This window comes from Bradyrhizobium sp. SZCCHNR1093 (genome assembly GCF_032381175.1).
In the GTDB taxonomy this organism is placed as follows: Bacteria; Pseudomonadota; Alphaproteobacteria; order Rhizobiales; family Xanthobacteraceae; genus Bradyrhizobium.
Genome location: NZ_JAUHJJ010000002.1, coordinates 146,082 through 170,109, shown reverse-complemented (window position 1 = coordinate 170,109; position 24,028 = coordinate 146,082). Strand labels below are relative to the sequence as shown.

26 protein-coding genes and 2 pseudogenes are annotated in these 24,028 nt (G+C 63.4%); 7 read left to right on the top strand and 21 right to left on the bottom strand.

What is annotated here, in order from left to right; all coding sequences use genetic code 11:
- Positions 1-77 precede the first annotated feature (77 nt).
- The 8 genes from QX070_RS06450 to QX070_RS06415 form a co-directional block, all read right to left on the bottom strand.
- A complete protein-coding gene (locus QX070_RS06450; protein ID WP_315736070.1) occupies positions 78-1,025 on the bottom strand; it encodes a carbohydrate kinase in 948 nt (315 codons plus the stop codon).
- 2 nt (positions 1,026-1,027) lie between these two features.
- Complete coding sequence (locus tag QX070_RS06445; RefSeq protein WP_315736068.1) at positions 1,028-2,674, bottom strand: FGGY-family carbohydrate kinase; 1,647 nt, start codon at positions 2,672-2,674, stop codon at positions 1,028-1,030.
- Between the two features lie 30 nt (positions 2,675-2,704).
- Positions 2,705-3,478 carry an SDR family NAD(P)-dependent oxidoreductase gene (locus tag QX070_RS06440; RefSeq protein WP_315736066.1) on the bottom strand — a complete coding sequence of 258 codons (774 nt, stop codon included), beginning with the start codon at positions 3,476-3,478 and terminating at the stop codon, positions 2,705-2,707.
- 47 nt (positions 3,479-3,525) lie between these two features.
- The gene (locus tag QX070_RS06435) at positions 3,526-4,530 is read right to left on the bottom strand and encodes an ABC transporter ATP-binding protein (protein WP_315736064.1); all 1,005 of its coding nucleotides are present in this window, start codon (positions 4,528-4,530) and stop codon (positions 3,526-3,528) included.
- A 16-nt stretch (positions 4,531-4,546) separates the two neighbouring features.
- On the bottom strand, positions 4,547-5,377 hold the full coding sequence (locus tag QX070_RS06430) for a carbohydrate ABC transporter permease (protein WP_315736062.1): 831 nt from the start codon (positions 5,375-5,377) through the stop codon (positions 4,547-4,549).
- A 4-nt stretch (positions 5,378-5,381) separates the two neighbouring features.
- Entirely contained in the window at positions 5,382-6,254 is an 873-nt protein-coding gene (locus QX070_RS06425; RefSeq protein WP_315736061.1) for a sugar ABC transporter permease, read from the bottom strand.
- Between the two features lie 338 nt (positions 6,255-6,592).
- Entirely contained in the window at positions 6,593-7,882 is a 1,290-nt protein-coding gene (locus QX070_RS06420; protein ID WP_315737014.1) for a sugar ABC transporter substrate-binding protein, read from the bottom strand.
- Positions 7,883-8,086: 204 nt separating this feature from the next.
- On the bottom strand, positions 8,087-9,037 hold the full coding sequence (locus QX070_RS06415) for a sugar-binding transcriptional regulator (RefSeq protein ID WP_315736060.1): 951 nt from the start codon (positions 9,035-9,037) through the stop codon (positions 8,087-8,089).
- 336 nt (positions 9,038-9,373) lie between these two features.
- Between QX070_RS06415 and QX070_RS06410 the strand changes: the two genes are divergently transcribed.
- On the top strand, positions 9,374-9,667 hold the full coding sequence (locus QX070_RS06410) for a hypothetical protein (RefSeq protein WP_315736059.1): 294 nt from the start codon (positions 9,374-9,376) through the stop codon (positions 9,665-9,667).
- A gap of 140 nt (positions 9,668-9,807) precedes the next feature.
- Complete coding sequence (locus QX070_RS06405) at positions 9,808-10,218, top strand: flagellar basal body rod protein FlgC (RefSeq protein ID WP_315736057.1); 411 nt, start codon at positions 9,808-9,810, stop codon at positions 10,216-10,218.
- Positions 10,219-10,243: 25 nt separating this feature from the next.
- Here QX070_RS06405 and QX070_RS06400 read toward each other — a convergent pair whose 3' ends face one another.
- The 3 genes from QX070_RS06400 to aqpZ form a co-directional block, all read right to left on the bottom strand.
- A complete protein-coding gene (locus QX070_RS06400; RefSeq protein ID WP_315736055.1) occupies positions 10,244-10,429 on the bottom strand; it encodes a hypothetical protein in 186 nt (61 codons plus the stop codon).
- 118 nt (positions 10,430-10,547) lie between these two features.
- Positions 10,548-11,252 carry a hypothetical protein gene (locus QX070_RS06395; protein WP_315736053.1) on the bottom strand — a complete coding sequence of 235 codons (705 nt, stop codon included), beginning with the start codon at positions 11,250-11,252 and terminating at the stop codon, positions 10,548-10,550.
- Between the two features lie 129 nt (positions 11,253-11,381).
- Positions 11,382-12,134: an aquaporin Z gene (gene aqpZ, locus QX070_RS06390; RefSeq protein WP_315736051.1), complete on the bottom strand. Its 753-nt coding sequence runs from the start codon at positions 12,132-12,134 to the stop codon at positions 11,382-11,384.
- 695 nt (positions 12,135-12,829) lie between these two features.
- Between aqpZ and QX070_RS06385 the strand changes: the two genes are divergently transcribed.
- Together QX070_RS06385 and QX070_RS06380 are read left to right on the top strand one after the other, a co-directional pair.
- Positions 12,830-12,961, top strand: coding sequence for a hypothetical protein (locus tag QX070_RS06385; protein ID WP_315736048.1), 132 nt, complete (start codon positions 12,830-12,832; stop codon positions 12,959-12,961).
- 9 nt (positions 12,962-12,970) lie between these two features.
- Positions 12,971-13,774 (top strand): hypothetical protein, encoded by an 804-nt coding sequence (locus QX070_RS06380; RefSeq protein WP_315736046.1) that lies wholly within the window; start codon positions 12,971-12,973, stop codon positions 13,772-13,774.
- A gap of 203 nt (positions 13,775-13,977) precedes the next feature.
- On the opposite strand, the gene QX070_RS06375 is transcribed toward QX070_RS06380, so the two are convergent.
- The gene (locus tag QX070_RS06375) at positions 13,978-14,361 is read right to left on the bottom strand and encodes a hypothetical protein (protein WP_315736044.1); all 384 of its coding nucleotides are present in this window, start codon (positions 14,359-14,361) and stop codon (positions 13,978-13,980) included.
- Positions 14,362-14,550: 189 nt separating this feature from the next.
- Complete coding sequence (locus QX070_RS06370; RefSeq protein WP_315736042.1) at positions 14,551-15,465, bottom strand: hypothetical protein; 915 nt, start codon at positions 15,463-15,465, stop codon at positions 14,551-14,553.
- Between the two features lie 125 nt (positions 15,466-15,590).
- Between QX070_RS06370 and QX070_RS06365 the strand changes: the two genes are divergently transcribed.
- Both QX070_RS06365 and QX070_RS33020 read left to right on the top strand, forming a co-directional pair.
- Positions 15,591-15,881, top strand: coding sequence for a hypothetical protein (locus QX070_RS06365; protein ID WP_315736040.1), 291 nt, complete (start codon positions 15,591-15,593; stop codon positions 15,879-15,881).
- Between the two features lie 235 nt (positions 15,882-16,116).
- A complete protein-coding gene (locus tag QX070_RS33020; RefSeq protein WP_409999156.1) occupies positions 16,117-16,275 on the top strand; it encodes a helix-turn-helix domain-containing protein in 159 nt (52 codons plus the stop codon).
- Between the two features lie 688 nt (positions 16,276-16,963).
- Here the strand turns inward: QX070_RS33020 and QX070_RS06360 are convergent.
- Positions 16,964-17,125 (bottom strand): annotated as a pseudogene (locus QX070_RS06360) (DUF3141 domain-containing protein); the annotation flags it as partial.
- A gap of 161 nt (positions 17,126-17,286) precedes the next feature.
- Positions 17,287-17,961, bottom strand: coding sequence for a Spy/CpxP family protein refolding chaperone (locus tag QX070_RS06355; protein WP_315736038.1), 675 nt, complete (start codon positions 17,959-17,961; stop codon positions 17,287-17,289).
- Between the two features lie 243 nt (positions 17,962-18,204).
- Here QX070_RS06355 and QX070_RS06350 point away from each other — a divergent pair, with 243 nt between their 5' ends.
- Positions 18,205-18,462, top strand: a complete 258-nt coding sequence (locus QX070_RS06350; protein ID WP_315736036.1) for a hypothetical protein — start codon at positions 18,205-18,207, stop codon at positions 18,460-18,462.
- A 226-nt stretch (positions 18,463-18,688) separates the two neighbouring features.
- Here QX070_RS06350 and QX070_RS06345 read toward each other — a convergent pair.
- The 6 genes and pseudogenes from QX070_RS06345 to QX070_RS06320 form a co-directional block, all read right to left on the bottom strand.
- Positions 18,689-19,343, bottom strand: a pseudogene (locus QX070_RS06345) (type IV secretory system conjugative DNA transfer family protein); the annotation flags it as partial.
- A gap of 247 nt (positions 19,344-19,590) precedes the next feature.
- Positions 19,591-21,345: an arsenical pump-driving ATPase gene (arsA, locus tag QX070_RS06340; protein ID WP_315736033.1), complete on the bottom strand. Its 1,755-nt coding sequence runs from the start codon at positions 21,343-21,345 to the stop codon at positions 19,591-19,593.
- Positions 21,346-21,666: 321 nt separating this feature from the next.
- Complete coding sequence (gene arsC, locus QX070_RS06335) at positions 21,667-22,068, bottom strand: arsenate reductase (glutaredoxin) (RefSeq protein WP_315736031.1); 402 nt, start codon at positions 22,066-22,068, stop codon at positions 21,667-21,669.
- Positions 22,065-23,120 carry an ACR3 family arsenite efflux transporter gene (gene arsB / locus QX070_RS06330; RefSeq protein ID WP_315736029.1) on the bottom strand — a complete coding sequence of 352 codons (1,056 nt, stop codon included), beginning with the start codon at positions 23,118-23,120 and terminating at the stop codon, positions 22,065-22,067. Before arsB ends, arsC begins: the two co-directional genes overlap by 4 nt.
- 3 nt (positions 23,121-23,123) lie before the next feature.
- Positions 23,124-23,651: an arsenate reductase ArsC gene (locus QX070_RS06325; protein ID WP_315737013.1), complete on the bottom strand. Its 528-nt coding sequence runs from the start codon at positions 23,649-23,651 to the stop codon at positions 23,124-23,126.
- Positions 23,644-24,009 (bottom strand): metalloregulator ArsR/SmtB family transcription factor, encoded by a 366-nt coding sequence (locus QX070_RS06320; RefSeq protein ID WP_315736027.1) that lies wholly within the window; start codon positions 24,007-24,009, stop codon positions 23,644-23,646. Before QX070_RS06320 ends, QX070_RS06325 begins: the two co-directional genes overlap by 8 nt.
- Positions 24,010-24,028 lie beyond the last annotated feature (19 nt).

Below are 24,028 nucleotides of genomic sequence, written 5' to 3'. Positions count from 1 at the left end.
CGCGCTCCGTCTCCCGGTACTCACATATGACGAGGGAACAGCCAACCAGTTCCCAATGACGAGTGCAATGGGGTGCTTCAGCCCAGGCGATCCCAGGTTGCAGCCATGTCGTCCCAGCGCGGCGGGTCGGCGCCCTCGCGGGTGCAGGTGACGGCCGCACACGCCCCGGCAAAGGCGAGCACCTTGCGCAATTCGGTCTGGCTCAATCCCCTCAGGGCCTCCCGGCCGATGCGGCCGAGCTTGCGCAGCGCGAACAAGAGCCCCGCCTGGAATGTGTCGCCGGCCCCGATCGTATCGACCACCTCGACCTGGGGGACTGCGACTTCGACCGCGCCGGCTTGCGCATGCCAGCCGAGCGCCCCCTTGGGACCCCGCGTGACGACGACCAGGCTGGTGCCGCGCGCCAGCAGCGCGTCGGCCCGCGCAGCGTAATCGTCGTGGCCATGCAGATAGTCGAAATCGACATCCGACATCTTGATCAGGTCGGCGCTTGCGGCAAACCCATCCATGTCAGCGCGATAGCCGGCCTTATCAGTCACCAGATTCGGACGGCAGTTCGGGTCGAAGGAGATCGTCACCGCGCCCTGCGTGGCGGCGATCAGCGCACGGGTCTGCGCGGCGCCGAGATCGTGGATCAGCGTGGTCGAGCCGACATGGATGGCATCAATGTCGGCAAAGGGGATGCTGCCCGGCCGGAACGTCCATTTCCGCGCGGCGGTCTCGGCGTCGTAGAAGGCATACTGCGCCTCGCTGCCGACATGGCGCACGAAAGCGAGCGTGGTCTGGTCAGGGCTGCGCGTCGCGTAGCCGAGATCGACGTTCGAGCCTTGCGCATGCGCCGCGATCATGGTGCCGAACAGGTCGGTCGAGATGCCGCCGACAAAGCCCGTGGGCGCACCGAGCCGCGCCACGCCGACGGCGACGTTCAGGCACGAGCCGCCGACCACCGGCCGCAAGGCATCGCGGCCATCGGCCGATCTGGCCGGGACGAAATCAATCAGCGCATCGCCGCAGCTCAGGATCATGGTCATGCCTCCCCGTCGACCCCATGCATCACGGAACGGCTCTCGCGATCAAGCGTCCGCAGCAGGCCGTGGATGCGGCGCTTGCGGCGATGGAAGGCCGCGATGTCCGGATCGGTCGGATCGCTGAGGCGGCCGAGCGAGGACATCGACGCCATCGTTTCGCCGATCGAGCGAAAGCCGCCGCTCGCCACCGCGCCGAGCATGGCCGCGCCGAGCAGCACGGGCTCCTGGGTGCCGGGCAAGGCCACCGTCAACCCCGTCGTGTCCGCCATGATCTGGCGCACCAGCGGACTGCGCGAGGCGCCGCCGGCCATGACCAGCGTCCGGCTGCTGACGCCGTTGGCGGCGAAAGCGTCGATCACGTCGGCCAAGCCATAGGCGAGCCCGCACAACCCGGCCACGAACAGCCGCTCCATCGCTGAGATATCGGTATCGAGATCGAGGCCGGCGATGACGGCGCGCGAGTCGGGATCGGCATAGGGCGAACGGTTGCCGAGAAACTCAGGGAGGATGTGGAGATCCCGCGCCAGCAGCGCAGCGGCGCCGGCATTCGGCACTCGCGCCATGATCCGCTTCTCCAGAAAGCTGATGACGTCGAGCCCTTCGGCACGCGCGGCAGCCGTGGCCTCGGCAAACGCCGGGTGCGAGCGCAGCAGGTGATCGATCGCAGCCCCCGCAGCGGACTGGCCACCCTCGTTGAGCCAGAACTCCGGCACCATGCCCTGATAGTACGGTCCCCATACGCCGGGCACGAAGGACGGAGCGCGCGTCGTCGCCATGATGCAGGCCGAGGTCCCCATGATATAGGCGAGGCGCTCGCAAACATCGACCTCGCCGCGCTCAGCCGCGCGGCCGCCGATCGCGCCGATGCCGCCGGCGTGGGCATCAATCAGCGCCGCGCCGACCGGTGTGCCTGCAACCAGTCCGAGTTCTTCGGCCGCGTCCTGCGACAGCCCACGGCCGAGCGGCGTGCCAGGCGCAACGATCTCGGTGCCGATCCGCGCGAAATCTTCTGCGACGAAATCCTCCAGCCCGATGCGGCGAAAGTAGGCCGCGCTCCAGCGCGTCTCATGCGCGAGATAATTCCATTTGCAGGTGACGGTGCACATCGAGCGCGCCAAAGAGCCTGACGCACGCCAGGTCAGGAAGTCGGCGAGATCGAAGAAGTGGCCTGCCGCATCGAAACTCTTGCGCAGGTGCCGCTTCAGCCACAGCAGCTTCGGCATCTGCATTTCCGGTGAGATCGAACCGCCGACATAGCGCAGCACCTCGTCTCTGGTCGCATTGATGTCGCGCGCCTCCATCAGCGCGCGATGATCCATCCAGACGATGACGTTGCGGGCGGACGCGCCGGAGCTGCTGACGGTGACGGGAGCACCCGATGGGTCCAGCGCCACCAGCGAGCAGGTGGCATCGAAGCCGACGCCCTTGATCAGCTCCGGCGCGACCGCCGCTTCCGCCAGCGCGGCTTTGACCGAGGCGCAGCAGGCACGCCAGATGTCGTCGGACGACTGCTCGACGACGTCGCCGGCCTCGTGCCAGGTCTGGATCGGATGCCGCGCCGCGGCAAGCAGGCGGCCGTTACAGTCGAAAATCCCGGCGCGCGTGCTGGTTGTGCCGACATCGACACCGATGAACGCCTGCCGCATGTTTCGCTCCCGTCAAATTTTGACGCGAGCTTACCAGCAAGTGTAGCCGCCATCGACAACGACGACGCTGCCGGTCATCAAACTTGCCGCTTCCGAGGCCAGGAACAGGACGACGGACGCGATCTCCTCGACCTGTCCCATGCGGCCCATCGGGGTTCCGCCGATCCAGGCGTCGTACATGCGCGGATTGCTCTTCACGAAGGCATTCAGCGGCGTCTCGATATAGGTCGGCGCGACCGCGTTGACCCGGATGCCGCGCGCGCCCCATTCGGCCGCCAGCGACTTGGTCAGATGATGCACTGCGGCCTTGGAGGCGTTGTAGAAGCACTGCTCCTGCGGCTTGTTGACGATGAAGCCGGACATCGAGCCGATATTGACGATCGTGCCGCTCTTCGCCGCCAGCATGTGCTTGCCGAAGGCGCGGCAGCACCAGAAGGTGCCGTTGAGGTTGACGTCGAGCACGTTGAGCCAGTGCTCGTCGGTGACCGTCTCGGCCGGCGTCTCGCTGCGCGCGATGCCGGCGTTGTTGACGAGGATGTCGAGGCCGCCGTAGCGCGCGACCAGATCGTCGGCCACCTCGTTGACTTGAGCCGAGTTGGTGACGTCCATCAGCGCGGTCTCGGTGTCATAGCCCTTGGCCTTCATCGCCGCCTGCCCGTCCGCTGCCGCCTTGGCGTCGCGATCGGCGATCACGACATGCGCGCCCGCCTCCGCCAGCGCCTCGACGCAGGCGAGCCCGATGCCCTGCCCGCCGCCGGTGATCAGCGCGGTCTTGCCGTTCAGCTTGAATTTCTCCAGATACATCGTCGTGGTCCGTTGTTGTCATTGACGCCCGGAGGGGGCGTCGCCTCTCATGCGAAGATCGAATTGCCGTTGGCATCGAAGCGATAGATGCGGTTCGGCTCAGGCCGCAGCGTCACCGCATCGCCGGCGCTGAGGCGCTTTTCGCCGACGACGCGCACCGTGAGCGTGCCGAGCGCGCCCGCATCGACATAGAGAAAGGTGTCGCTGCCGAGGTGCTCGGCGATCACGACCTTGCCCTGCCAACCGTGCCCGTCATCGACGACAGCGACATGCTCGGGCCGCACGCCGATCGTGGTCGCATGGTGTTTGTCCGCTTCCGCGCCGGTGATGAGGTTCATCTTCGGCGAGCCGATGAAGCCGGCGACGAAAAGGTTGGCCGGCCGCTGATAGAGCTCGATCGGCGAGCCGTATTGCTCGATGCGGCCGGCATTGAGCACCACGATCTTGTCGGCCATCGTCATGGCCTCGACCTGGTCATGCGTGACGTAGATCGCCGTGGTGCCGAGCTGCTTCTGCAGCCGCGTCACCTCGAGCCGCATCTGCACGCGCAGCGCCGCATCGAGATTGGACAAGGGCTCGTCGAACAGGAACGCCTTGGGCTCGCGGACGATGGCGCGGCCGATCGCGACGCGCTGGCGCTGGCCGCCGGAGAGCTCGCGCGGCTTGCGATCGAGATAGGGCGTGAGGTTCAAGGTCGCGGCGGCCGCCTCGACCTTCTGGTTGATCTCGGCCTTGGGCAGCCCGGCCATCTTCAAGCCGAAAGCGATGTTGCCGCGCACGCTCATATGCGGATAGAGCGCATAGGATTGGAACACCATCGACAGGCCGCGCTTGGCCGGCGGCACGTCGACGACATTGTTGCCGTCGATCAGGATGCGGCCGCCCGAGACGTCCTCCAGCCCCGCGATCAGGCGCAGCAGCGTGGTCTTGCCGCAGCCGGAGGGGCCGACGAATACCACGAAGGCGCCGTCGGGGATGTCGAGATCGGCGCCCTTGATGATGTGGACCGGCCCGAACGATTTCTGCACACCTTCCAGCGTGATCCGTCCCATGTGATCCAGCCTTTCGTTACTTCACTGCGCCGAAGGTCAGCCCGCGCACGAGCTGCTTCTGGCTGAACCAGCCGATGATCAGGATCGGCGCGATCGCGAGCGTGGAGGCCGCCGACAGCCGCGCCCAGAACAGGCCTTCCGGGCTCGAGTAGGAGGCGATGAAGGTCGTCAGCGGCGCCGCATTCAGGGTCGACAGGTTCAAGGTCCAGAACGCCTCGTTCCAGGCGAGGATGAGATTGAGCAGCAGCGTCGAGGCGAGGCCTGGGATCGCCATCGGCGTCAGCACGTAGATCAGCTCGCGCCCGATCGTGGCGCCGTCCATCCGCGCCGCTTCCAGGATGTCCTTCGGGATCTCCTTGAAGTAGGTGAACAGCATCCAGATCACGATCGGCAGGTTGCCGAGGCAGAGGATGAAGACCAGCCCGGTGCGGGTGTCGAGCAGACCGAAGTTCTTGTAGATCAGGTAGATCGGCACGAGCACGCCGACCGGCGGCATCATCTTGGTCGAGAGCATCCAGAGCAGGATGTCCTTGGTGCGCTTGGTCGGCGCAAACGCCATCGACCACGCCGCGGGAATGGCGATCAGCATCGCGATCAAGGTCGAGCCGCCGGCGATGATCAGCGAGTTCAGCGCGTGGTGCAGATAGTCGCTGCGCTCCTGCACCGTGGCGTAGTTTTCGGTTGTCCAGTGGAAGAACAGGAACGACGGCGGCGTCGCGAACGCCTCCAGCTCGGTCTTGAAGCTCGCCAGCACCATCCACAGGATCGGGAAGAAGATCACGAACCCGGCGAGCCATGCGGCCACGGTGGAGATTGCGACATGACGTCCGGTGACCTTGCGCGCCATGGTGTCACGCCTCCAGATTGCGGCCGACGATGCGGACCAGGAAGAAGGCGACGATGTTGGCGATGACCACGGCGACCAGGCCGCCGGCCGAGGCGGTTCCGACATCGAACTGGATCAGCGCCTGAGAATAGACCAGGAAGGCGATGTTGGTGGTCTGCAGGCCCGGTCCGCCGCCGGTGGTGACGAAGATCTCTGCGAACACCGTGAGCAGGAAGATGGTCTCGATCAGGATCACCACCGTGATCGGGCGCGCCAGGTGCGGCACAGTGAGATAAATGAAGCGCGACACCGCGCCGGCGCCGTCCATCTCGGCGGCCTCCTTCTGCTCCTCGTCGAGCGACTGTAGCGCGGTCAGCAGGATCAGGGTCGCGAATGGCAGCCACTGCCAGGCGACGATGAAGATGACCGCGAGCAGCGGCGCATCGGTGAACCAGTCGATCGGCGTCATCCCGAGCGAGGTCGCGATCCAGGCGAACAGGCCGGACACCGGATGCATCAAGAGGTTCTTCCACACCAGCGCGCTCACCGTCGGCATCACGAAGAACGGCGCGATCACCATCAGGCGGATGATGTTGCGGCCAATCACCGGCTGGTCGAGCAGCAGCGCGAGGGGAATGCCGAGACCGATGGTCAGCAGCAGCACCGAGCCGACCAGGACCAGCGTGTTCTGCAGCGAGGCGAGGAAGGCGGGGTCGGTGAGGAAATATTCGAAGTTTTCGAGGCCGACGAAGCGCTCGGAGCCGGGATCGAGCAGGCTGTAATGCAGCGTGGAGAAATAGACTGTCAGCGCCAGCGGCACGATCATCCAGATGAACAGCAGGATGACCGCGGGCGACATCAGCGCGCGGGCCAGGATTTGCGTCTGTCTGGTGGCCATGACCGCCGTTCCTTGTTCGCTCGACAGATATTGCCGTCATTGCGAGCGAAGCGAAGCAATCCCGAACACGGGCGGGACTCTGGATTGCTTCGTCGCCTTCGGCTCCTCGCAATGACGAGCTGATGGCTAGTCGTAGGGTGGGCAAAGGCGCGGAGCGCCGTGCCCACCGTCTTCACGGTTCGCGGCCCGACGGTGGGCACGCTTCGCTTTGCCCACCCTACGGGTCTCGCATGTCGCGTTCGAGCAGAGAAAAAATGCGGCCATCCCTGTGGGGAGGGATGGCCGCCAGTGATCAGCTCGGGAGGAGTTTTGGCTTCGAGCTGATGGACGTGGCGCGCCTATTTGATGTAGCCGGCGCGCTTCATCTCGCGTTCGGTGGATGATTGCGCCGCCGCGAGCGCCGCGTCGACCGTCATCGAGCCGGCCAGCGCAGCCGAGAACTGCTGTCCGACTGCGGTGCCGATGCCCTGGAATTCAGGGATGGCGGCGTATTGCACGCCGACATACGGCACCGGCTTCACCGTCGGCTTGTTCGGATCGGCGGCATCGATCGAGGCCAGCGTCAGCTTGGCGAACGGCGCGACCTTCAGATACTCCTCGTTCTTGTAGAGCGAGGTGCGCGTGCCCGGCGGCACGTTGGCCCAGCCGTCCTTGGACGCCACCAGCTTCAGATAATCTTTGCTGGTGGCCCAGGCGATGAACTTCTCGGCCGCCTCGACCTTCTGTGAGCCGGCGGGCACCGCGAGGCTCCACGCCCACAGCCAGTTGGCGTTCTTGCCGAGGCCGGTGTTCGGCGCCAGCGCGAAGCCGACCTTGTCGGCGACCTTCGACTCCTTCGGGTTGGTCACGAACGAGGCCGCCACGGTGGCATCGATCCACATCGCGCATTTGCCGGAGTTGAACAGCGCGAGGTTCTCGTTGAAGCCATTCGAGCTGGCGCCGGGAGGGCCGGCCTCCTTCATCAGCTCGACATAGGTCGACAGCGTCTTCTTCCATTCCGGCGTGTTGAACTGCGGCTGCCATTTCTCGTCGAACCAGCGCGCGCCGAACGAGTTCGACATCGCGGTCAGGAACGCCATGTTCTCGCCCCAGCCGGCCTTGCCGCGCAGGCAGATGCCGAACACGCCGCCCTGCTTGTCGGTGAGCTTCTTGGCGGCATCGATGACGAAGTCCCAGGTCGGGCTCTCCGGCATCTTCAGCCCGGCCTTGTCGAACAGGTCGGTGCGGTACATCACCATCGAGCTCTCGCCGTAGAACGGCGCGGCGTAGAGCTTGCCGTCGACGGAGACCGCATCCTTGATCTTGGGCAGGATGTCGTTCGCGTCGTAGTCGGCGCCGAGCTTGTCGAGCGGCACCAGCCAGTTCTTCTTGGCCCAGATCGGCACCTCGTAGGTGCCGATGGTGAGGATGTCGAACTGGCCGCCCTTGGTAGCGATGTCGGTGGTGACGCGCTGGCGCAGCACGTTCTCCTCCAGCGTCACCCATTTCACGGAGATGTCGGGATTGGCCTTGGTGAATTCGCTGGTGAGGCCCTGCATCCGGATCATGTCACCGTTGTTGACGGTGGCGATGGTCAGACTTGTCTCCGCCAGTACGGGCGCATTTGTCAGCAGCGCGGCGGCGCCCATCAGGGCGGCAAGCGTGCTCGTCCGAGTGAAGATGGTCTTCACGGTCTCCTCCCTTCCCGTGTCTTTTGAACATATGCTCACGGGCTGGGCTGATGTTCACTATACGGATCAGACTTTGTCAAGCATGCGCCGGCGCGCACAGGTTGTGCGGCGCGACAGGGATCCGACCTTTGATAGAAGACTGCGCAGCAGCGCCTAAGGCTGTCACGCCAGGACGGCGCGCGCCGTGGCCTCGTCGGTGATCAGGCCGTTGATCAGCCGCCCCTTGAGCGCAGCGCGGATCGCCGGGACCTTCGCCGGACCGAGCGCCGCCGCGATGGTCATGGCGCGCGCCGGCACCTCGGGTGGAATGCTGGTGAGCCTGCGGTTGGTGCCGCCGGCGATCAGCTTGCCCTTGGCGTCATAGGCCCAGCCGGTGATCTCGCCGATGGCGCCGAGCCGCATCATCTCGGTGAGCTCGTCGCGGGTGACGAAGCCGTCGACATGCATCTGCGCCTTCTGGTCCATCTGGCCGATGCCGACCAGCTTGAGATCGGCCTTGTCGGCCACCGCCTTGACCTTGGCGATGGCATCGAGCCGGACCATGCGGTCGCGCTCGTCCTCGGTGCCCATCAGGAACGGCAGCGGCATCGGATAATGCCGCGCACCGGTGCGGTCGGCGAGCCGGCCGACGGTGTCGAAGAAGCTCGCCGAGCCGTCGGCCAGGATGTTGCCGACCAGCGAGACGATCTGGTGCTCGGGGCGGTCGATCGGCGTGACGCGCTCGACCGCGGCCCGCACCGCCCGCCCCGTTCCGAGCGCGATGATGACCGGCGTCTCGGCCCGCAACGTCGTCTCCAGCAGGTTGGCGCAGCGTTCGGCGATTCCTGCAGACCCGGTGGGCGCAGCCGGGTCGGTCGGCACCACCTCGCAATGCACCAGCGCAAACCGCTCCTTGAGCTGGGCGGCGAGCGCCATGCAGGACGCGATGGGGTGCTCGAGCCGGAAGGTGATCAGTCGCTCGGCGAGGCACAGCGACACCAGCCGCTGCGCGGAGGCGCGCGACACCTGCAGCATCCGCGCGATCTCGTCCTGGGTATGGCCGGCGATGAAATACAGCCAGCCGGCGCGGGCGGCGTCGTCCAGCCGTGATTTGTCGCTGTCGCTGCCCGCCATGACGCCGCGCGGTCTCCTTCCAGTCGCTGCTACCCCGGCCAAGCAGAGGCTCGACGCGGATCGGCCAGCACTATGGCATGGCGGCCGCGGCGCCGGGAACCGAAGCCCGCCGCCATCCCCAGGCGGGCGCAGCAGCCTCGCCCAGACCAGATCATATGCTCGGACCATGGGCAATAGCCCAACCTCGGCAGGTTGCGGCGCAACGACCGGCGCGCTGGCCCCGGAACCTCGCCGGCCGCACGACGGCTCCCCATCAGGGATGCGGCGTCTCGGGAGGCCGCTTAGCTGGGAGGCCTGGCTGTCCCTCCCCTCGTCCGCCCCAACCGCGCCGCGCCGGTGCTCGTCTGCCGCAAATGCCTGAAGCGCAGCGATGACCCCAAGGCCACCAAGAAGGCCATCAAGAAGGCGATCAAGCATGCGCTGACATCAGAGCGTGAGCGCGGCAGTGGCGCTCGCGAGAAGCCCGCGCGCGTCGTCATGACGAGCTGCTTCGGCCTGTGCCCGAAGCGGGCGGTCGTCGTCACCGGCGGCGTCCGCGCGGCGCGCGGCGAATATGTGCTCGTCTCCGCCGCGGACGACGCGGCGGGCACCCTGGCGCTGCTGCGTGACGATCAGAACAGATCGTCCTGAGCGTCGTCGGCCGCCGCTGGCGACCGGCCGATGGTCAACGAAACCTTGCCGCGGACGATCGAATGTCGCGGCCGATGTTGACGCTTGCTTGGCACGCGCAGGGCTTAGCTGCGGGGATCATCGTCGTCGGCAAGTGTCCCATGAGCCCCACCGCAACCATCGCAGTTTCCGGCATGAACGCGGCTTCGCGCCGCCTCGAGGTGTCCGCCTCGAACGTCGCCAATGCACGGAGCACCGGCGCGCTGCCCAATGCCGACGGCACGCTGCCGGCGGGCGCCCCGAAAGCCTATGTGCCGCTCGATCTGGTGCAGAGCGACGTCGCCGGCGGCGGCACGCAGACGACCATCACCCGTGCAGGCTCCGGGACCACAGCGAGCTACGATCCCTCGGCGCCGTTCGCCAACAAGGACGGCCTGGTCGCGGCGCCCAATGTCGATCTCGCGCAGGAGATGATCAGCCAGCTCGTCGCCAAATACAGCTTTGCCGCGAATGCAAAAGTGCTGAAGGCGAGCGACGAGATGAGCCGGACCGTGATCGACATGAAGGTGTAGACCGGCCTCGGCGGCTCGCGCCGCGTCAGCGCGAGAGTGCGGCGACCAGCCAGTGGATCAGCGTGGCACCGCCGATCGGCGCGACCATAAGCAGCATCATGTTGAAGCCGATCAGCACCAGCAGCAGCCTTTCACGCCGCGGCGACAGCCGCCGCTTCGGCGGCTCCGGTTTCGGATCATGCGGCCAGCCACCGGGCAAGTCGACGAACATTGCGGCCTCACCTGTCGCAGCAGAACGCCGGAGCAGGCGCATCGGATGCCCCGCTCCGGACGAGCATCGTAGCACGGCGGGATCATGGAGACGATCGGCGGCGCGTCCTGCGCCGTGCTCACGCGGTGTCCTTGCCCAGCTCGGCCAGCACCTGCGGCTCGACCAGCAGCCCCTGCCGCTCGTATCGCCCACGCGTCCGGCTGAAGCGCACCACGACCGCATGGCGCTTGCTCTTCGCCTTGGCCCGCCGCGACAGCAGCGCGTTGCCCGCGGGCAGAAAGACGAGATCGCCGAGACCAACGCATGAGAGGCATGCCGGACCACCGTCCTCCATCATCAGGAAATCGCCGGTCCCGCCGCAGCGATGACAGCTCCAACCGTCCCGCGTCGGCAGGATCGCCACCAGCTCCGGCACCCGGCTCGCCTTCGCTGCCACACGCTCGCGCTTCTTCTCGGAGAGCGCCGGCGAGACCCAGTGCGTCCGGAACAGCTCTTCAAGTTGCGGATCATTGCTGCGGCTGAACCGCAGCGGCTGCCGGCGTGGCGTCTGTGCGACATAGGCGGTCTCGCTCGGGCTCAGCCCCTTGGCGAGCGCCCAGGCACGAACATGCGTCATCGCCTCCTTGATGCGCGGGAGACCGGAGCGCGTGACCTCCTCCAGCGAGCCGACCTGCCCGCGCCGCCACTGCTCCAGCAAGCTCGCATCGAGCCAGCCGAGGCCACAGAACAGGTCGGCGATGCTGACGTAGTGCTGCTCGGCCAGCAGCGCCTCGGCCGCCCTAGCGACGCGATCGGACACCGGCTCCTTGTTCCCCCGGCTCATCACCGCACCTGCAAGATCGTGAACGCTGACAAGGCGCGCATTATCCAACAGAGCCGGCGGCGATCAAGAGCGGCGCGACCGCGGCATCGGCCGTGACGCGGCCCGATCCAACCGCGTGAGGAGATCTTCCTAGGCGCTTTTCGCGACCGCGCCCTGCCCCGTCCGCTCGCCGGTCACCTCGCCGGCCGGCTCCGGGCTCAGCCAGCGATAGATGAAGCCGCCGGCCGCGCCGCCGAGCAGCGGCGCCACCCAGAACAGCCAGAGCTGCGCCAGCGCCCAGCCGCCGACGAACAGCGCCGGCCCGGTGCTACGCGCCGGGTTCACCGAGGTGTTGGTGACGTGGATGCTGATCAGGTGAATGAGCGTCAGCGCAAGCCCGATCGCCAGCGGCGCAAATCCCACCGGCGCCTTGCCATGGGTCGCGCCCATGATCACGAACAGGAACATCATCGTCAGCACGAACTCGCTGAGCAGGCAGGCCCCTAACCCATATTTGCCGGGCGAATGCTCCGCATAGCCATTGGCGGCAAAGCCGCTCGCCGTGCTGAAGTCCGGCGCGCCGCTCGCGATCGCGTACAGCACGGCAGCAGCAACGATGGCGCCGACCACCTGCGCGACGATGTAGGGCACAATCAGCCCGGTCGGGAACCGCCCGCCGCAGGCCAGCCCCACCGTGACAGCCGGATTGAGATGACAGCCCGAGATGTGCCCGATCGCATAGGCCATGGTCACCACGGTGAGCCCGAACGCCAGCGACACGCCGAGCATGCCGATCCCGACATTCGGCACGCCCGCCGCGATCACCGCACTGCCGCAACCGCCGAACGTGAGCCAGAACGTCCCGATCGCCTCCGCCACGAGCTTGTTGTTGTTGCCGTTCATCATCGCCTCCCTGGGTGCGTGTGATTGGCCCACATTGATCGCCCCGCCATCAGGTGCAGATCATCACTTCTACAACCCAGAGTCAAAGACGCAGTCGCGGCTGCGGTGAGGGAGTTCCCTGCCCGGGGCATGGGCCTCAACACGACGAATGGCCGCGCCAGCGCGTTTAATCCGACGCGCGCTCTGCCTGTGGCTCGCGACACGCCGGCGAGAGCATCGGCACGTTCGCCCACGGCCAATTGTGCCAGCGCCCGTCTTCGTCGACGCAAGCGGAGGATGTCGGGGGCGGGCTCGTTGTCGCATCCGCGGATGCTTCAAGCGCGGCAAATCGGTGGTCGACATAGGTCGTGGACAGGCATCCCGCGACGGTCACCACCAGGACGACCGCAAATCCCTTGGCTGAGTCACTCCAGCGCATGTCATCAAATCCCTTGTTCGGCGTGCGAGGAAACACATGGGACGACCTTGCCGCGCAGTCGCGCGGCGCGGCTGTGAGATAGGTCACATCGGCAACTAGCCGATATTTCAGCTCCTGATCGGCCGGCCTGTTTGCGGGGATGGGCCTCGGCTTGTCCGCATGCCTCGGCGCCCCTGGCGGAGTTAGTATAGCGTTACTGTAATTCCCCAATCGAGCAAGCAGCATGGCGTGGATAGCGTGTGGTCGTGCAATCGCACATGCTATATAGTAGCAGCACATGGAAAATCCTGCTGTTATCAGCCCGCGCGTCTTCAAGCGACATCGCGTCATTATCAAGAAAGCATCTCGCAAACTGAAAGTGAGCGAAGCCGAAGTGGTTCGCCGCGCGCTCGAAGCATTTTCTTTCTAGGGGGAACCGGTGGCAATTTCGATCAATTCGTTTTGGACCCGTAGGGCATTTGCCATTGCCTGCTCGGCTTTGACTATGGTGTTCACCGTCCTGGCCGTCATCGGGTGGTTCGAGCCGCAATACTCCTTCATGTTCTCATTGATCTTCAGCTTCTTCGCTTGGCTCTTTCTGTTCCACGCCGTATTCGGATTCGCCAATCTGTTGTCAGCCGCGCAGGCCCGCGCCATAGACTATGTGTACCTTGGTGTTGCGGCCGTTGGTGTCTTTGTATTGGCTTTCAATTACGAGGGCCGACGGCAAGACTACGACTTCAGCGACAGGAGAGAGCAGTTGCAAAACAAACTTCTGTCTGCGAGCGGAGACGTCAGCCTGCAGCTCGCAAGGATAGATTCCGCTGTCTGCGGGAGGTCATCTAGAGACAAGCCCCCCTTCTCGTCCCATTGCGAGTTGATCGAAAAGCTGGATTGGGAGAAATTGAAAATTGGGAGCATTCCCGAGAACGGAAAGATATCGCTCGAAGAGTTCATGCGACAATTTCCAGTAGCTCCCAGCGGACAGGAGGTAGCGTTTGAGCGTGCGCAACGGAACTTCGATATCTTAAAGGAGGCAAGAGAAAGGGAGTTTGCGGCGGCGGACGACCTCCGATTTCACGAGTCACGAGCAAGGACGGACCGAGACGTTCGCGAGGAAGGCCACGGCCTTTTCACTTGGCCATTTATTCTTGCGTTCGCTTTTGCGTTACGGCTGACTCGCACGACTATTGAAGTGTTCGAGTGGACGCGCCGGCCATTGCCTGCGACACAAACGAGCTGAAGGCGTTATGTCCAGGAATGTGTCCTCCGTACCTCGCCAGCACCTCGGCGTCTTCATAGGTGCATCCCACAGCCTCCGTTTCCATGAGCAGGCACATCTGCCGGAGCTTTTCGTCGAGCTTTGAGAGTGTGTAGACGCCGGCCATGAGCCGGTGTTCTCGGATTAAACGGGTGTGGAATGGGCGGGCATAAAAGCCGAAATCCTCAATGACAATTGGCCCCTTGAATTCGGATATGAGGATACTGGCAATGAGCCGGGCATCCTCGTCTCCGATTTCCTTCCGATTGAGCCGCACCATGAATGGTGGCGCCAGAATAAAACCAGCGCGGGATCGGCTTCTGCAGCGCCGTCCTCAGCAAGGGTGACAGCAGGAGACCCTCCACCACTCCCCTCGCCTCTTGGTCGTCGTCACCCCGGGTGTAAGTCAGTTTGTCCTGGCGGGCGGCATTCATCACCAGACGGGTGAGCGCCCGGGGGCCGTCGGGGTAGGTCATCAGATCCTTGTCGGGAAAGACTGCGGCGGCAAACTCGCGAGCCTCCCGGTATTGCATGGGAAGAACATTCAAGCCGTGCTTGGCGGGGGTCATAAACTTTCGCACCCCGCTTCGAAATGGACTCGTCGGTAATCACGAGCGAGCCCTTTGGATATTCAAATATCTTATCGGCAAGGCCGATTTTCAGGAGTTTCATGGCCGGCAGTCACGGCAGACCTAGTCTCCGTGCCGTGACAGGACAAAGCCTGCGGGACCGCCGACCGGAAATAGAACTGCCAAGCTCTATTGTAACGCGTCGCGTACCATCTCCCCGGCTTTCGCCAGCCCCTTCTTGATGACCTTCCCACCAATCAGCGCGCCGGCAACCGCCAACGCTGCCGGTGTGTTCGCTCCCATCAGTGCCAGAACACCAGCCGACGAAACGAATAGGGCCGATTTAGCTGTGGTTGTGAGGAGACTGTCGTGGCGCTTTTCCCACCATCCGTTCAGACTATCTTTGAACGTCTTGACCGATTTGACAACTTCCCTTTCCGGGGCTTTCCCCTTGGTGAAGGCGGTAACGAGCTCGCGGATTCGTTCGAGCTCGGCCCTCATGCGTTCAAGATCGGAAATCTCTTCAGCTGCATTCGCCTTCGCATCTTCAGAGTTCGGCCTCTCTTCTTTCAACTTGTCAAGCTTGTCGTCGATCTGAAGCATTAGCCCGGCGATGGCGAGCATGATTTCTTTATCGTTCGCCTGGACCGCTTTTCCTACGGTCGTCTTCGCGGTGCCCTTTTTCTTCTTCGGCGGTTGCGGTTTTTGAGGTGTGACCCGCGCGAGCATTCGCTCCAGTTCTTTCATCGCAAATGCACGTACGCTCTCGAACCGGCGTCTTCGCTTGCGGTCGCCAGCCAGATGCGGATACGAAAGGTTCGAGACCAGCCAATATTCGTCGAAGTCCCTGCCTTTTTGCCGTTCGGCAAATTCCTGCAAAGTGTCGAGCGCATCCACCAACCGATTCGCATCAGAGACAATCACCACGTCAATCGCGTATCTGCGGTACCGGCCGAACTCTTCTCGCTCGGCTACCAAGTCCGGCTTTACAGATTTCCCGAGATCGAGCTGGTGCTGAACATTGAAATTGGCGGCTGTCAGCATGTCCGACAGCCGCCAGACCATCTGCTGCTCTTCAGTCCGTCCCCGCGCCTTTTTCGCCATTTCCGCCCCCAAACTGGGTCAAATACACACGCAGAACGACAAATTGGCAATCCCCACAATTCACAGGACTGCCACTGACCGAATCAGGGTACTTTCTCCGTGTGGGGCTAACGGAAGGATCGCTGATGCTTCTGCTCATCCGCCTGCTGAATATGTCACCGAAGATCGCGCGGGCGTTTCGCGACTTCGCCATTGGCTTCGCGGCGTGGACCCATGCGGACCTCGACGCGCTCAAAAAATGGTTCGATAGTACGCCAAAGCAGCAGCAACAAATGCTGCAAGAACAGTCGACGCTGAACCAGAACATCGAGGCGGTGTTTGCTTCGTATCAAAAACACGTCGATACCCAGCATGAAATCTTGGCCCTCAAACGGGAGATAGGAAAGATGCCCGCTCTACCAGACGAGGGATATTGACGGCTCACGTGACGCCGCCGGCATATTGGACGGCTCTGCCGTTCCAATATCGACGCTGGTGTTCGTGAGGCGGGAGCCTGGGCGAGCGGAGCGAGCTCCGTTTTTGGACGTCCATTGCCGTGCTTTACGCAGGCGTCCGATAAGCGGATTGGTTGGACTTACGGTGACGCTACACGTTTCTCCATCCTCGGCGGACTCCAATTTGAAGTGCAACACCCCATATAAGGGGGTGAGCATGGGACGTCACTACAGTCAGTTGAACGCGACGGAGCGCAACGATCTTCATAGCCGGATGCTGAACGGCGAGAGCCTGCGTTCAATTGCCCGGAGTCTCGGTCGAGCACCTTCGACGCTCTCACGGGAGATTTCGGGATTACGGTGCGGATTACGGTGACGCTGCAGTTTTCTCGCCACGCGTTTTGTGGCGAGCGCCAAGCGATGATTCGGCGCGCTCGGGAAGCAGGTCGTCATCAATGGTGAGTTTGATGGCGGCCAACTCATGTGATCAACTGATGCGGCACGACAGCGGCGCAAGCCATAAATTCTGAATACCAGAATATTTATTGACACCACCCCCAAATCAGTGATTTTATTCCCGCCATCCTGCTTCGCCGAGAGGGGCGTATCGCGATCGTCACGGCACGTGAGGCGGGGATGCGGTGGCCGCGGCTTCGTCAGGCGCTTTTGCGCGACGACTGATGAGCTGCGGACGGCGAAGTCGCGTGGTCCTGGCGCCCCGATGCTGGCGTCAAGGTCGCGGCGCTCATGACGAGCGCAGCGGGCGACGGGGGCAAGACAGCCGGTCCCCGGGGAGATCGCGTATAAGCCGTAAAGCCATCGCGCGGGGAAGGCCGGATGTTCGGCCGTACCTGTGGTTCTGCCGCGTGCTTTTTTGCTGCACGCGGACCGCGGGTGCGACCAGCACCCGGCCTTCCCCGCGCCCTCTCGTCTGACGAGGACGCCAACTGCAGCAGAGCTCGGGCCGACACGGCCGCGGGATCGCGGCGGCATGACCGTGAGCAAGGCTGCGGCGAGCGACAGGCTGTTTGACAGAGTTGATTGGGATTAGAGAGCGCGGCTCAGTCGAGACGCGCGACGCTCGTGGATACGAAGATGCCGAGATGCCCGACATGCGGGTTGATGAGATAGACGATGCGCTGGCCCGCCCGCTTCAGGTCGTCCGTGTCGGAGTAAACACTCGGAATCCAGCCGAGCGCCTGATGGGGCGGCGTGATGTTGTCGCCAGGCCACACGCCGATGGCGGCCGTCGGAGCGGCACCGGCGGCCGGCTCGGAAGAATCCGCCAATGGCCTGACCACTGGACCAGCCTGCGATCTGTGTTCGCGGAGGGTCTCAGGGAGGAAAGCGTGGGCCATGGCAGCCCTCCAATGGGCGAGTCGGAGCCTTACCGTCCCTGACCCTGCGTCATCATTCCCGGTTGCATCTGGCCGGACGGCATCATGCGCGCCATCGCGTTCATGCCCATATGTGGCGCCAGGAGTTCGTCGGCGGTTTTCTTCTGTTCGTCGGAAAGGGTGCCGACGAGGTTTGTCAGCGCCGACTTCATCGCGCGGGTGCCTTCCAGGCGCGCAGCCAGCCACTTCTCCTGCAGCGCAAGACGATCGACCAAGCCTTGCTGCCCAGCCCCCGTCTGCGGCATCATCGAGGCGCGCACCTCGCCAAGGCTCTTTGCGTTGGTGCGGAGTGCGTCGGCGAAGGCATTCCAGGCGGCGTCCTGCGCATCGGTGATCTTGAGCTCGGTCTTCAGGAAGGCGATCCGGCCCTCGACCCGGTCGATGGTGGCCAACCCGCTCATGCCAGCGCAGCCCCCTTCAGCGCCCGATTGCCCCATCATCCCCATCATGTTCGCCATGGGCATGTTGCCGCCCATCATGCCCCTGCCACCCATCATGCCTTGTCCCATCATTCCGGGCTGGCCGGCAGGCGACTGAGGTTGTGCGGCGGCGGGCGCCCCCTTCTGGTCAGGATGGTGCGCTTCGTGATCGGCGGCCGATTGCGCCCAGGACGTTGTGCTCGCCGTTGCAAGCAGCAATGCGACAGGCAGTGCCAGACGTTTCATGGAACCCTCCCGCTGATCAGTTGATTGGTCGCAATGAGTGCCGATTTTTACCGGCTACCGATTGATGCAAGTCAATCTCAGAAGCGATCCCAACTCTAAATTGCTTCCTGCGCGGTTTCTTATCGTCAGCGATCCGTTCGCTGATGTGGATTTTTTCACAGCGCAAACGAGCTTCGTCTGGGATCTTCACGCAAGACCGCGACCCGACATCTGTCGTCCAAGTTTCACAATGGAGAAGCCAATATGACCCTTCCCAAAATTCTTGCCGCTGCCGCGGCCCTGTCGCTCATTGCGTTGCCAGCGATGGCGCAGACCGGATCATCCGACACCGAAAAGAACGGCCATCACTATCAGGGAGGGCCGAAGACCGAAGTCCCCCACCATATGGGCAAGAAGGAGACGGTCGGCGTCTCCACCAAGACCCAGGGCACCGGCGGTCATCACTACCGCGGCGGCCCCGCGACGTCGACGCCGCATCACATGGGCGACAAGGAGCGGTGAGCTTCGAGGTTGAGTAGGTGCGACGCCCCTGCGGGTCGCCGCACCCAATCAGCCGATATTGATTCCGACTGACACCAAGTCAGGCGCGAGCCATTTTTGAGCCTACGCCATCAGATGTCAGCAAATGTCGAAATCATCCAAAAGACGACCCGCACAACACGAAAGCGGCAAGACTTATCGCGCCGCGCTGCACGACCTACAGGTCGAGCTCATCAAAGTGCAGCGGCACGTCACGCACCTCGCACTCGCCGCGCCTCCAGCAATGGATTATAGGCGGCTGACTTCGCGATGGTCGGATCGAACAGCAAGACCCGGCCGTGTTGGGCTCGGAAGCCCGAGGTCAGGGTCCAGTTCTCGCCCTTGATGTCGTGAACGATGCAGCTGCCCGGCCAGGTCAGCAGCGTTGGCACCACCGGACCGACGCCTTTACCGGACCTGGTCGGCGCGAAGCACAGCACATGTTCCGGTCCATCATGACGCAGGTAATTTTGCTCGAAACGCCCGAGCACGACACCATCAGGGCCGGTAAGGCCGGCAGCCCGAATCTCCTGATGCGTCGCCCAGCGAGCTGAACCGTAGGTCGCGGCAGTCTTGGCTTCGCGCGCCCGCCATACCGACATGCCAACGGCAACCGTGATCGAGATGAATCCGCCAGACGACGCGATGGACGACGCGATGTAAGCCCCCTCTACGAAGACCTGCGGCGCATACGCGTCATAGGCGTACCACCACCAGAAGAATGCTGGCGGGAAGTAGATGGGTACTCCCGAGATCAGCTCGAACCATGGTTGTCCAAGCTGAGGTTGGTAACCGAGCCTCCAAGCCACCCACATCGTGGCCGCCCACATCGTGGCCAGCACGATCGCAAAGACGATGGCGATTTGCCCCCAGAGATCTTGGTCCCGGACATGACGGACCGAGCGTCAAGCGTCGGCTGCCCCAAGAGCAAGTGTCCTATCGCGTTCGGCGCACCAACGGCGTCTGCAGGCTACGATTCGGTCAGACGCATGCAGCTTGCCGTCGCATGGTCTGTTATCGGAGGACAACCGGGACCGGCGATGGTTATCCGGCGGCGACGTACACCCGTTCGATCTCGCCGTCGGTCGCGTAGGTCGGGAGACGCCGTCATCACGACAGCGCCGCAAGCTCCCTCACGCCAACAGGAGACTTGGTTCGCCAACCGATCATGAATGCCCGCTCTGCGAGGCCGTTCCGAACGCGAGCGATCTGAGTCCGCTCTCTGACGAGCCGCGATCGCAGCAGGGGATCGTGAGTTCCCGATGCAATCAGGCATTTGTTGATTACCCAGCCGAATGGCTCAATGCAGGCGCGCCGCAAGTCCTCCTGAAGAGCAGCGGCCTCTGAAACCGGAGTCGTCTCCGGCAGCGTCACCAGGATCACCCTTGTGTAGGTGGGGTCTTGCAGCCTCATTAGCGGGGTGACGATACGCCCGGCTCCGCTTGGCGCAAGTTGGCTTGTCATCTGGCGATGATAGGCCCCGGTCGCATCCAGCAGGAGTAGCGTGTGGCCCGTGGGCGCCGTATCGAGCACGACGAAGTCGCTACGGGCCTCCGCAACAATGTGCGAGAAGGCATGGAAGACGGCGACTTCCTCGGTACATGGCGAAGCGAGGTCTTCAAGCAGCAGAGCTTTGCCTTGCTCGTCCAGATCACGACCCCGACTTGCCAGGATCTTCGCGACATACCGCTCCGTCTCGACCCGAGGGTCGATCCGGTCAACGGTGAGGCCAGGCATGGCGCCATCGACCACGAAAGCGACATGAGCTGCGGGATCGGTGGTGCTGAGGTGGACGGCATGACCCCGCTTGGCCAATCCCACGGCAATGGCGGCAGCAATCGTCGTCTTTCCGACGCCGCCCTTGCCCATGACCATGATGAGGCCGTGCTTATCCCGCGCGATGTCATCGACCAACCGGTCCAGGCCCGGCAGGTCAACTGGTTCCAGGTTCGGCATGCTCGCAGCAACTGAAGGCTGGCTGGAGGGCGACAGAAGCGCCCTCAGAGCCGTCAGACCCACGATGTCGAAACCAAGCAACGGGACTTCCTCTCGCGGAAGTTTCGTGAGCGACGCAGGCATTGCCGCTAGTGCCTCGTCCTGATCCCGCTCAAGGGCAGTCGCGACGACATCAGTTCGATCCGCCGCGTGGAAGCGCCCGTTCACCATGAGGAGCTGGTTCGAGAGATTGAGCGCATCGAGTTCGCCCGATGTTCTGGCCGCCTCACGGATGGCCCCCTTGTCGGCGCGGGTGACGAGAACGATAGTGGTCCGCTCGGAATCGCCCAAGGCCTGGAGCGCCTTGCGAAAGCGGTCCTCCTGCATCTTCAAGCCTGAATGCGGCCCGAGGCAGGACGCTCCTCGGTCATTGTCCTTGAGAAAGCCGGTCCATGCCTTTGGCAGGCTGAGCAGCCGTAGAGTGTGGCCAGTCGGGGCCGTATCGAATATGATGTGATCGAATCCTGCCATATCGCCGTCCAGCAGTCCCACGAACTCGTCGAAGGCGGCTATTTCGGTGGTGCAAGCTCCGGAGAGCTGCTCGCGCACAGTCGACCGCTCACCGGCGGTGACTTCCGGTCCGAGCTGTTCGAGGACCCGGGTGCGATAGCTCTCGGCAGCAGCTTCGGGATCGATATTCATCGCCGAAAGTCCGGCCACGTTTGCCACCGGCGCTGGGCGATCAGTCAAAGTGACTTCGAGCATCTCGTCCAGGTTCGACGCCGGGTCGGTACTGACGAGAAGAACGCGTAGTCCACGGTCGGCGAGGCCAACAGCGGTGGCACATGCAAGCGACGTCTTACCGACACCACCCTTCCCGGTGAAAAACAGATACGGCGTCGGGGCGTTCAGCGCGCGAAAGTGAGACATAATAAGCTGTCCTGCAGACGCAGCAGTCATGCAATTGCCGTCAGTCCGATGGGTGCGACGAGCGTTGCGTTCAAAATGACCGCATCGTTGCATCGCTTTGCGATGGGATACCTGCGGAGATTCAATAGCAACGCCGCGAGCTCCTCTGTTGCGATGGAATCAACGAATGGGAGTGACCAACGGGCTACGAGGCAACAACAAAATAGGTATCGATGGTGTGTTCTGGGCACGCCTGAGGCCGGCCCTCTGGCGCTTAAGCCGTCGGACACTGCGCCCCGCATCGCCTTCGACCGAGCGATCTAATGCGGTCGTTGTACCGGCTCATCTGGGCTCGATGACCTCGCCATCCTCCTTGACGAACCGCCCGAACGGGCCGTTAAGGAGATCGATGACCGCTTCCGACGGTCTGCACAACCGGACGCCCTTCGGCGTGACGACGATCGGGCGATTGATTAGGATCGGGTGCGCGATCATGAAATCCAGCAGTTCGTCGTCGGTCCACTTCGGATCGCCGAGGCCAAGTTCTTTGTAGGGCGTTCCCTTCTCGCGCAACAGGTCGCGAACCGGAATTCCCATGGTGGTGATGAGCTCCTGGAGCTTATCGCGCGACGGCGGCGTCTTGAGGTACTCGATGATCTCAGGCTCGATGCCGCTTTGCCGGATCATAGCGAGCGTGTTGCGGGACGTACCGCAATCTGGATTGTGGTAGATCGTAATGGTCATCTGTGAGCCTCCATCGCGGGCTTGGCCGCATTCGCTCCGGATTCATACCAGCCGCGAGTCGCCTTCACGATGCGGACCACCGACAGCATCACGGGCACTTCGACCAGCACGCCCACCACGGTCGCGAGCGCAGCTCCGGAGTCTAGTCCGAACAGGCTGATGGCAGCAGCAACCGCGAGCTCGAAAAAGTTGCTGGCGCCGATCAGCGCCGCAGGTGCAGCGACACACCAGGCGACGCCGAAGCGCCGGCTCAGCCAGTAGGCGAGACCGGCGTTGAGATAGACCTGGATCAGAATCGGCACGGCGAGGATCGCAATCACGACCGGCTGCTTGACGATCTGCTCACCCTGGAAACCGAACAGCAGAACTAGCGTCGCCAGCAGAGCAACAAGCGACAATGGCTGCAGCCTCCGCATGGTCCGCTCGAAGGCACCACCGCCAGCGGCGAGAAGGGACGTCCTCCAGGCCTGCGCTACGACGACCGGCACAACGATGTACAGGACGACCGAGAGCAGAAGCGTCGCCCAGGGAACGCTGATGGAGGCTACACCGAGCAGAAGCCCCACCAGCGGCGCGAACAGGAAGACCATGATCACGTCATTCAATGCGACCTGGCTGAGCGTGTAGTGAGGCTCTCCTTCGCACAGGTTCGACCAGACGAACACCATCGCGGTGCAAGGAGCGGCTGCGAGCAGGATCAGACCCGCGATGTAGGATGGGATCTGCGCGGACGGCAGCATCGGCGCGAACACGTTGCCGATGAAGAAGGAGCCGAGAAGCGCCATCGAGAACGGTTTGACGGCCCAATTGATGAACAGGGTAACCCCCACGCCGCGCCAGTGCTCTCGGACCTGGCTCAAAGCACCGAAGTCGATCTTCAGCAGCATCGGCACGATCATCAGCCAGATCAGGACTGCCACTGGCAAATTGACCTTGGCCACTTCCGCGGCTGCAACCACTCCGAAGAAGCTAGGCATGAAGTGGCCGAGCACGACGCCGGCGACGATGCAGAGGGCAACCCAAAGTGTGAGGTAACGTTCGAAGATGCTCATGTGTCAGGCCACGTCGTTGCGGGATGAACTCGCGCCTTCCGACCGGCCGATCTCGCGCAACTTGGTGCCGAGCGACAGTTTGTCGATGCTGCGCAGAGGAAGATTGGTGAAGGTACCGATGCGATTCTTCAGGTACCGGAAGGCGGTCACGAATGCCGCCTCCTTCTGGAGATCAATACCTTCGACTGCGGCGGGATCCTCGATGCCCCAGTGAGCGGTCATCGGCTGTCCAGGCCACACCGGACAGGTCTCACCGGCGGCGTTGTCGCAGACCGTGAAGACGAAATCCATGACGGGTGCATCGGGGGCGGCGAACTCGAGCCAGCTCTTCGAGCGCAAGCCGTCGGTCGGATAGTCCAGGCTTTGGAGAGTGCGTAGCGCCAGCGGGTTGACCGCGCCCTTCGGCGTGCTGCCTGCCGAGAACGCCCGGAAGCGGCCGCCGGCATTCTTTCGCAGGATCGATTCCGCCATGATTGAACGGGCGGAGTTGCCGGTGCAGAGGAAGAGAACGTTGTAGAGGTGATCAGACACGGCTTCGCTCCCTTTTCTTTTTCGGAGGACAGCAAGGCGCAAGGCTTTCAATCAATGGTGCGCAGACTTCCGGCCGGCCGCCGCAGCAGTCCTGCAGCAGAAACAGCGCCACCTTCTGGAATTCGGCAAGATTGGCGCGATAGATGATCGACCGGCTGTGTCGCTCCGAGGTGACGAGGTCCGCCCTTGAAAGGATCGAAAGGTGCGCCGAGAGCGTGTTCTGGGGAACTTCCAGGGCGCGAGCAAGCTCTCCGGCCGACAGACCCTCCGGCTCATGACTTGCCAGAATACGAAATGCGTTCAGCCGAGTGGGCTGAGCGAGCGCGGCGAGCGCCAAGACCGCTTCTTCATTATCCATATTTCTAGACTTATGGATA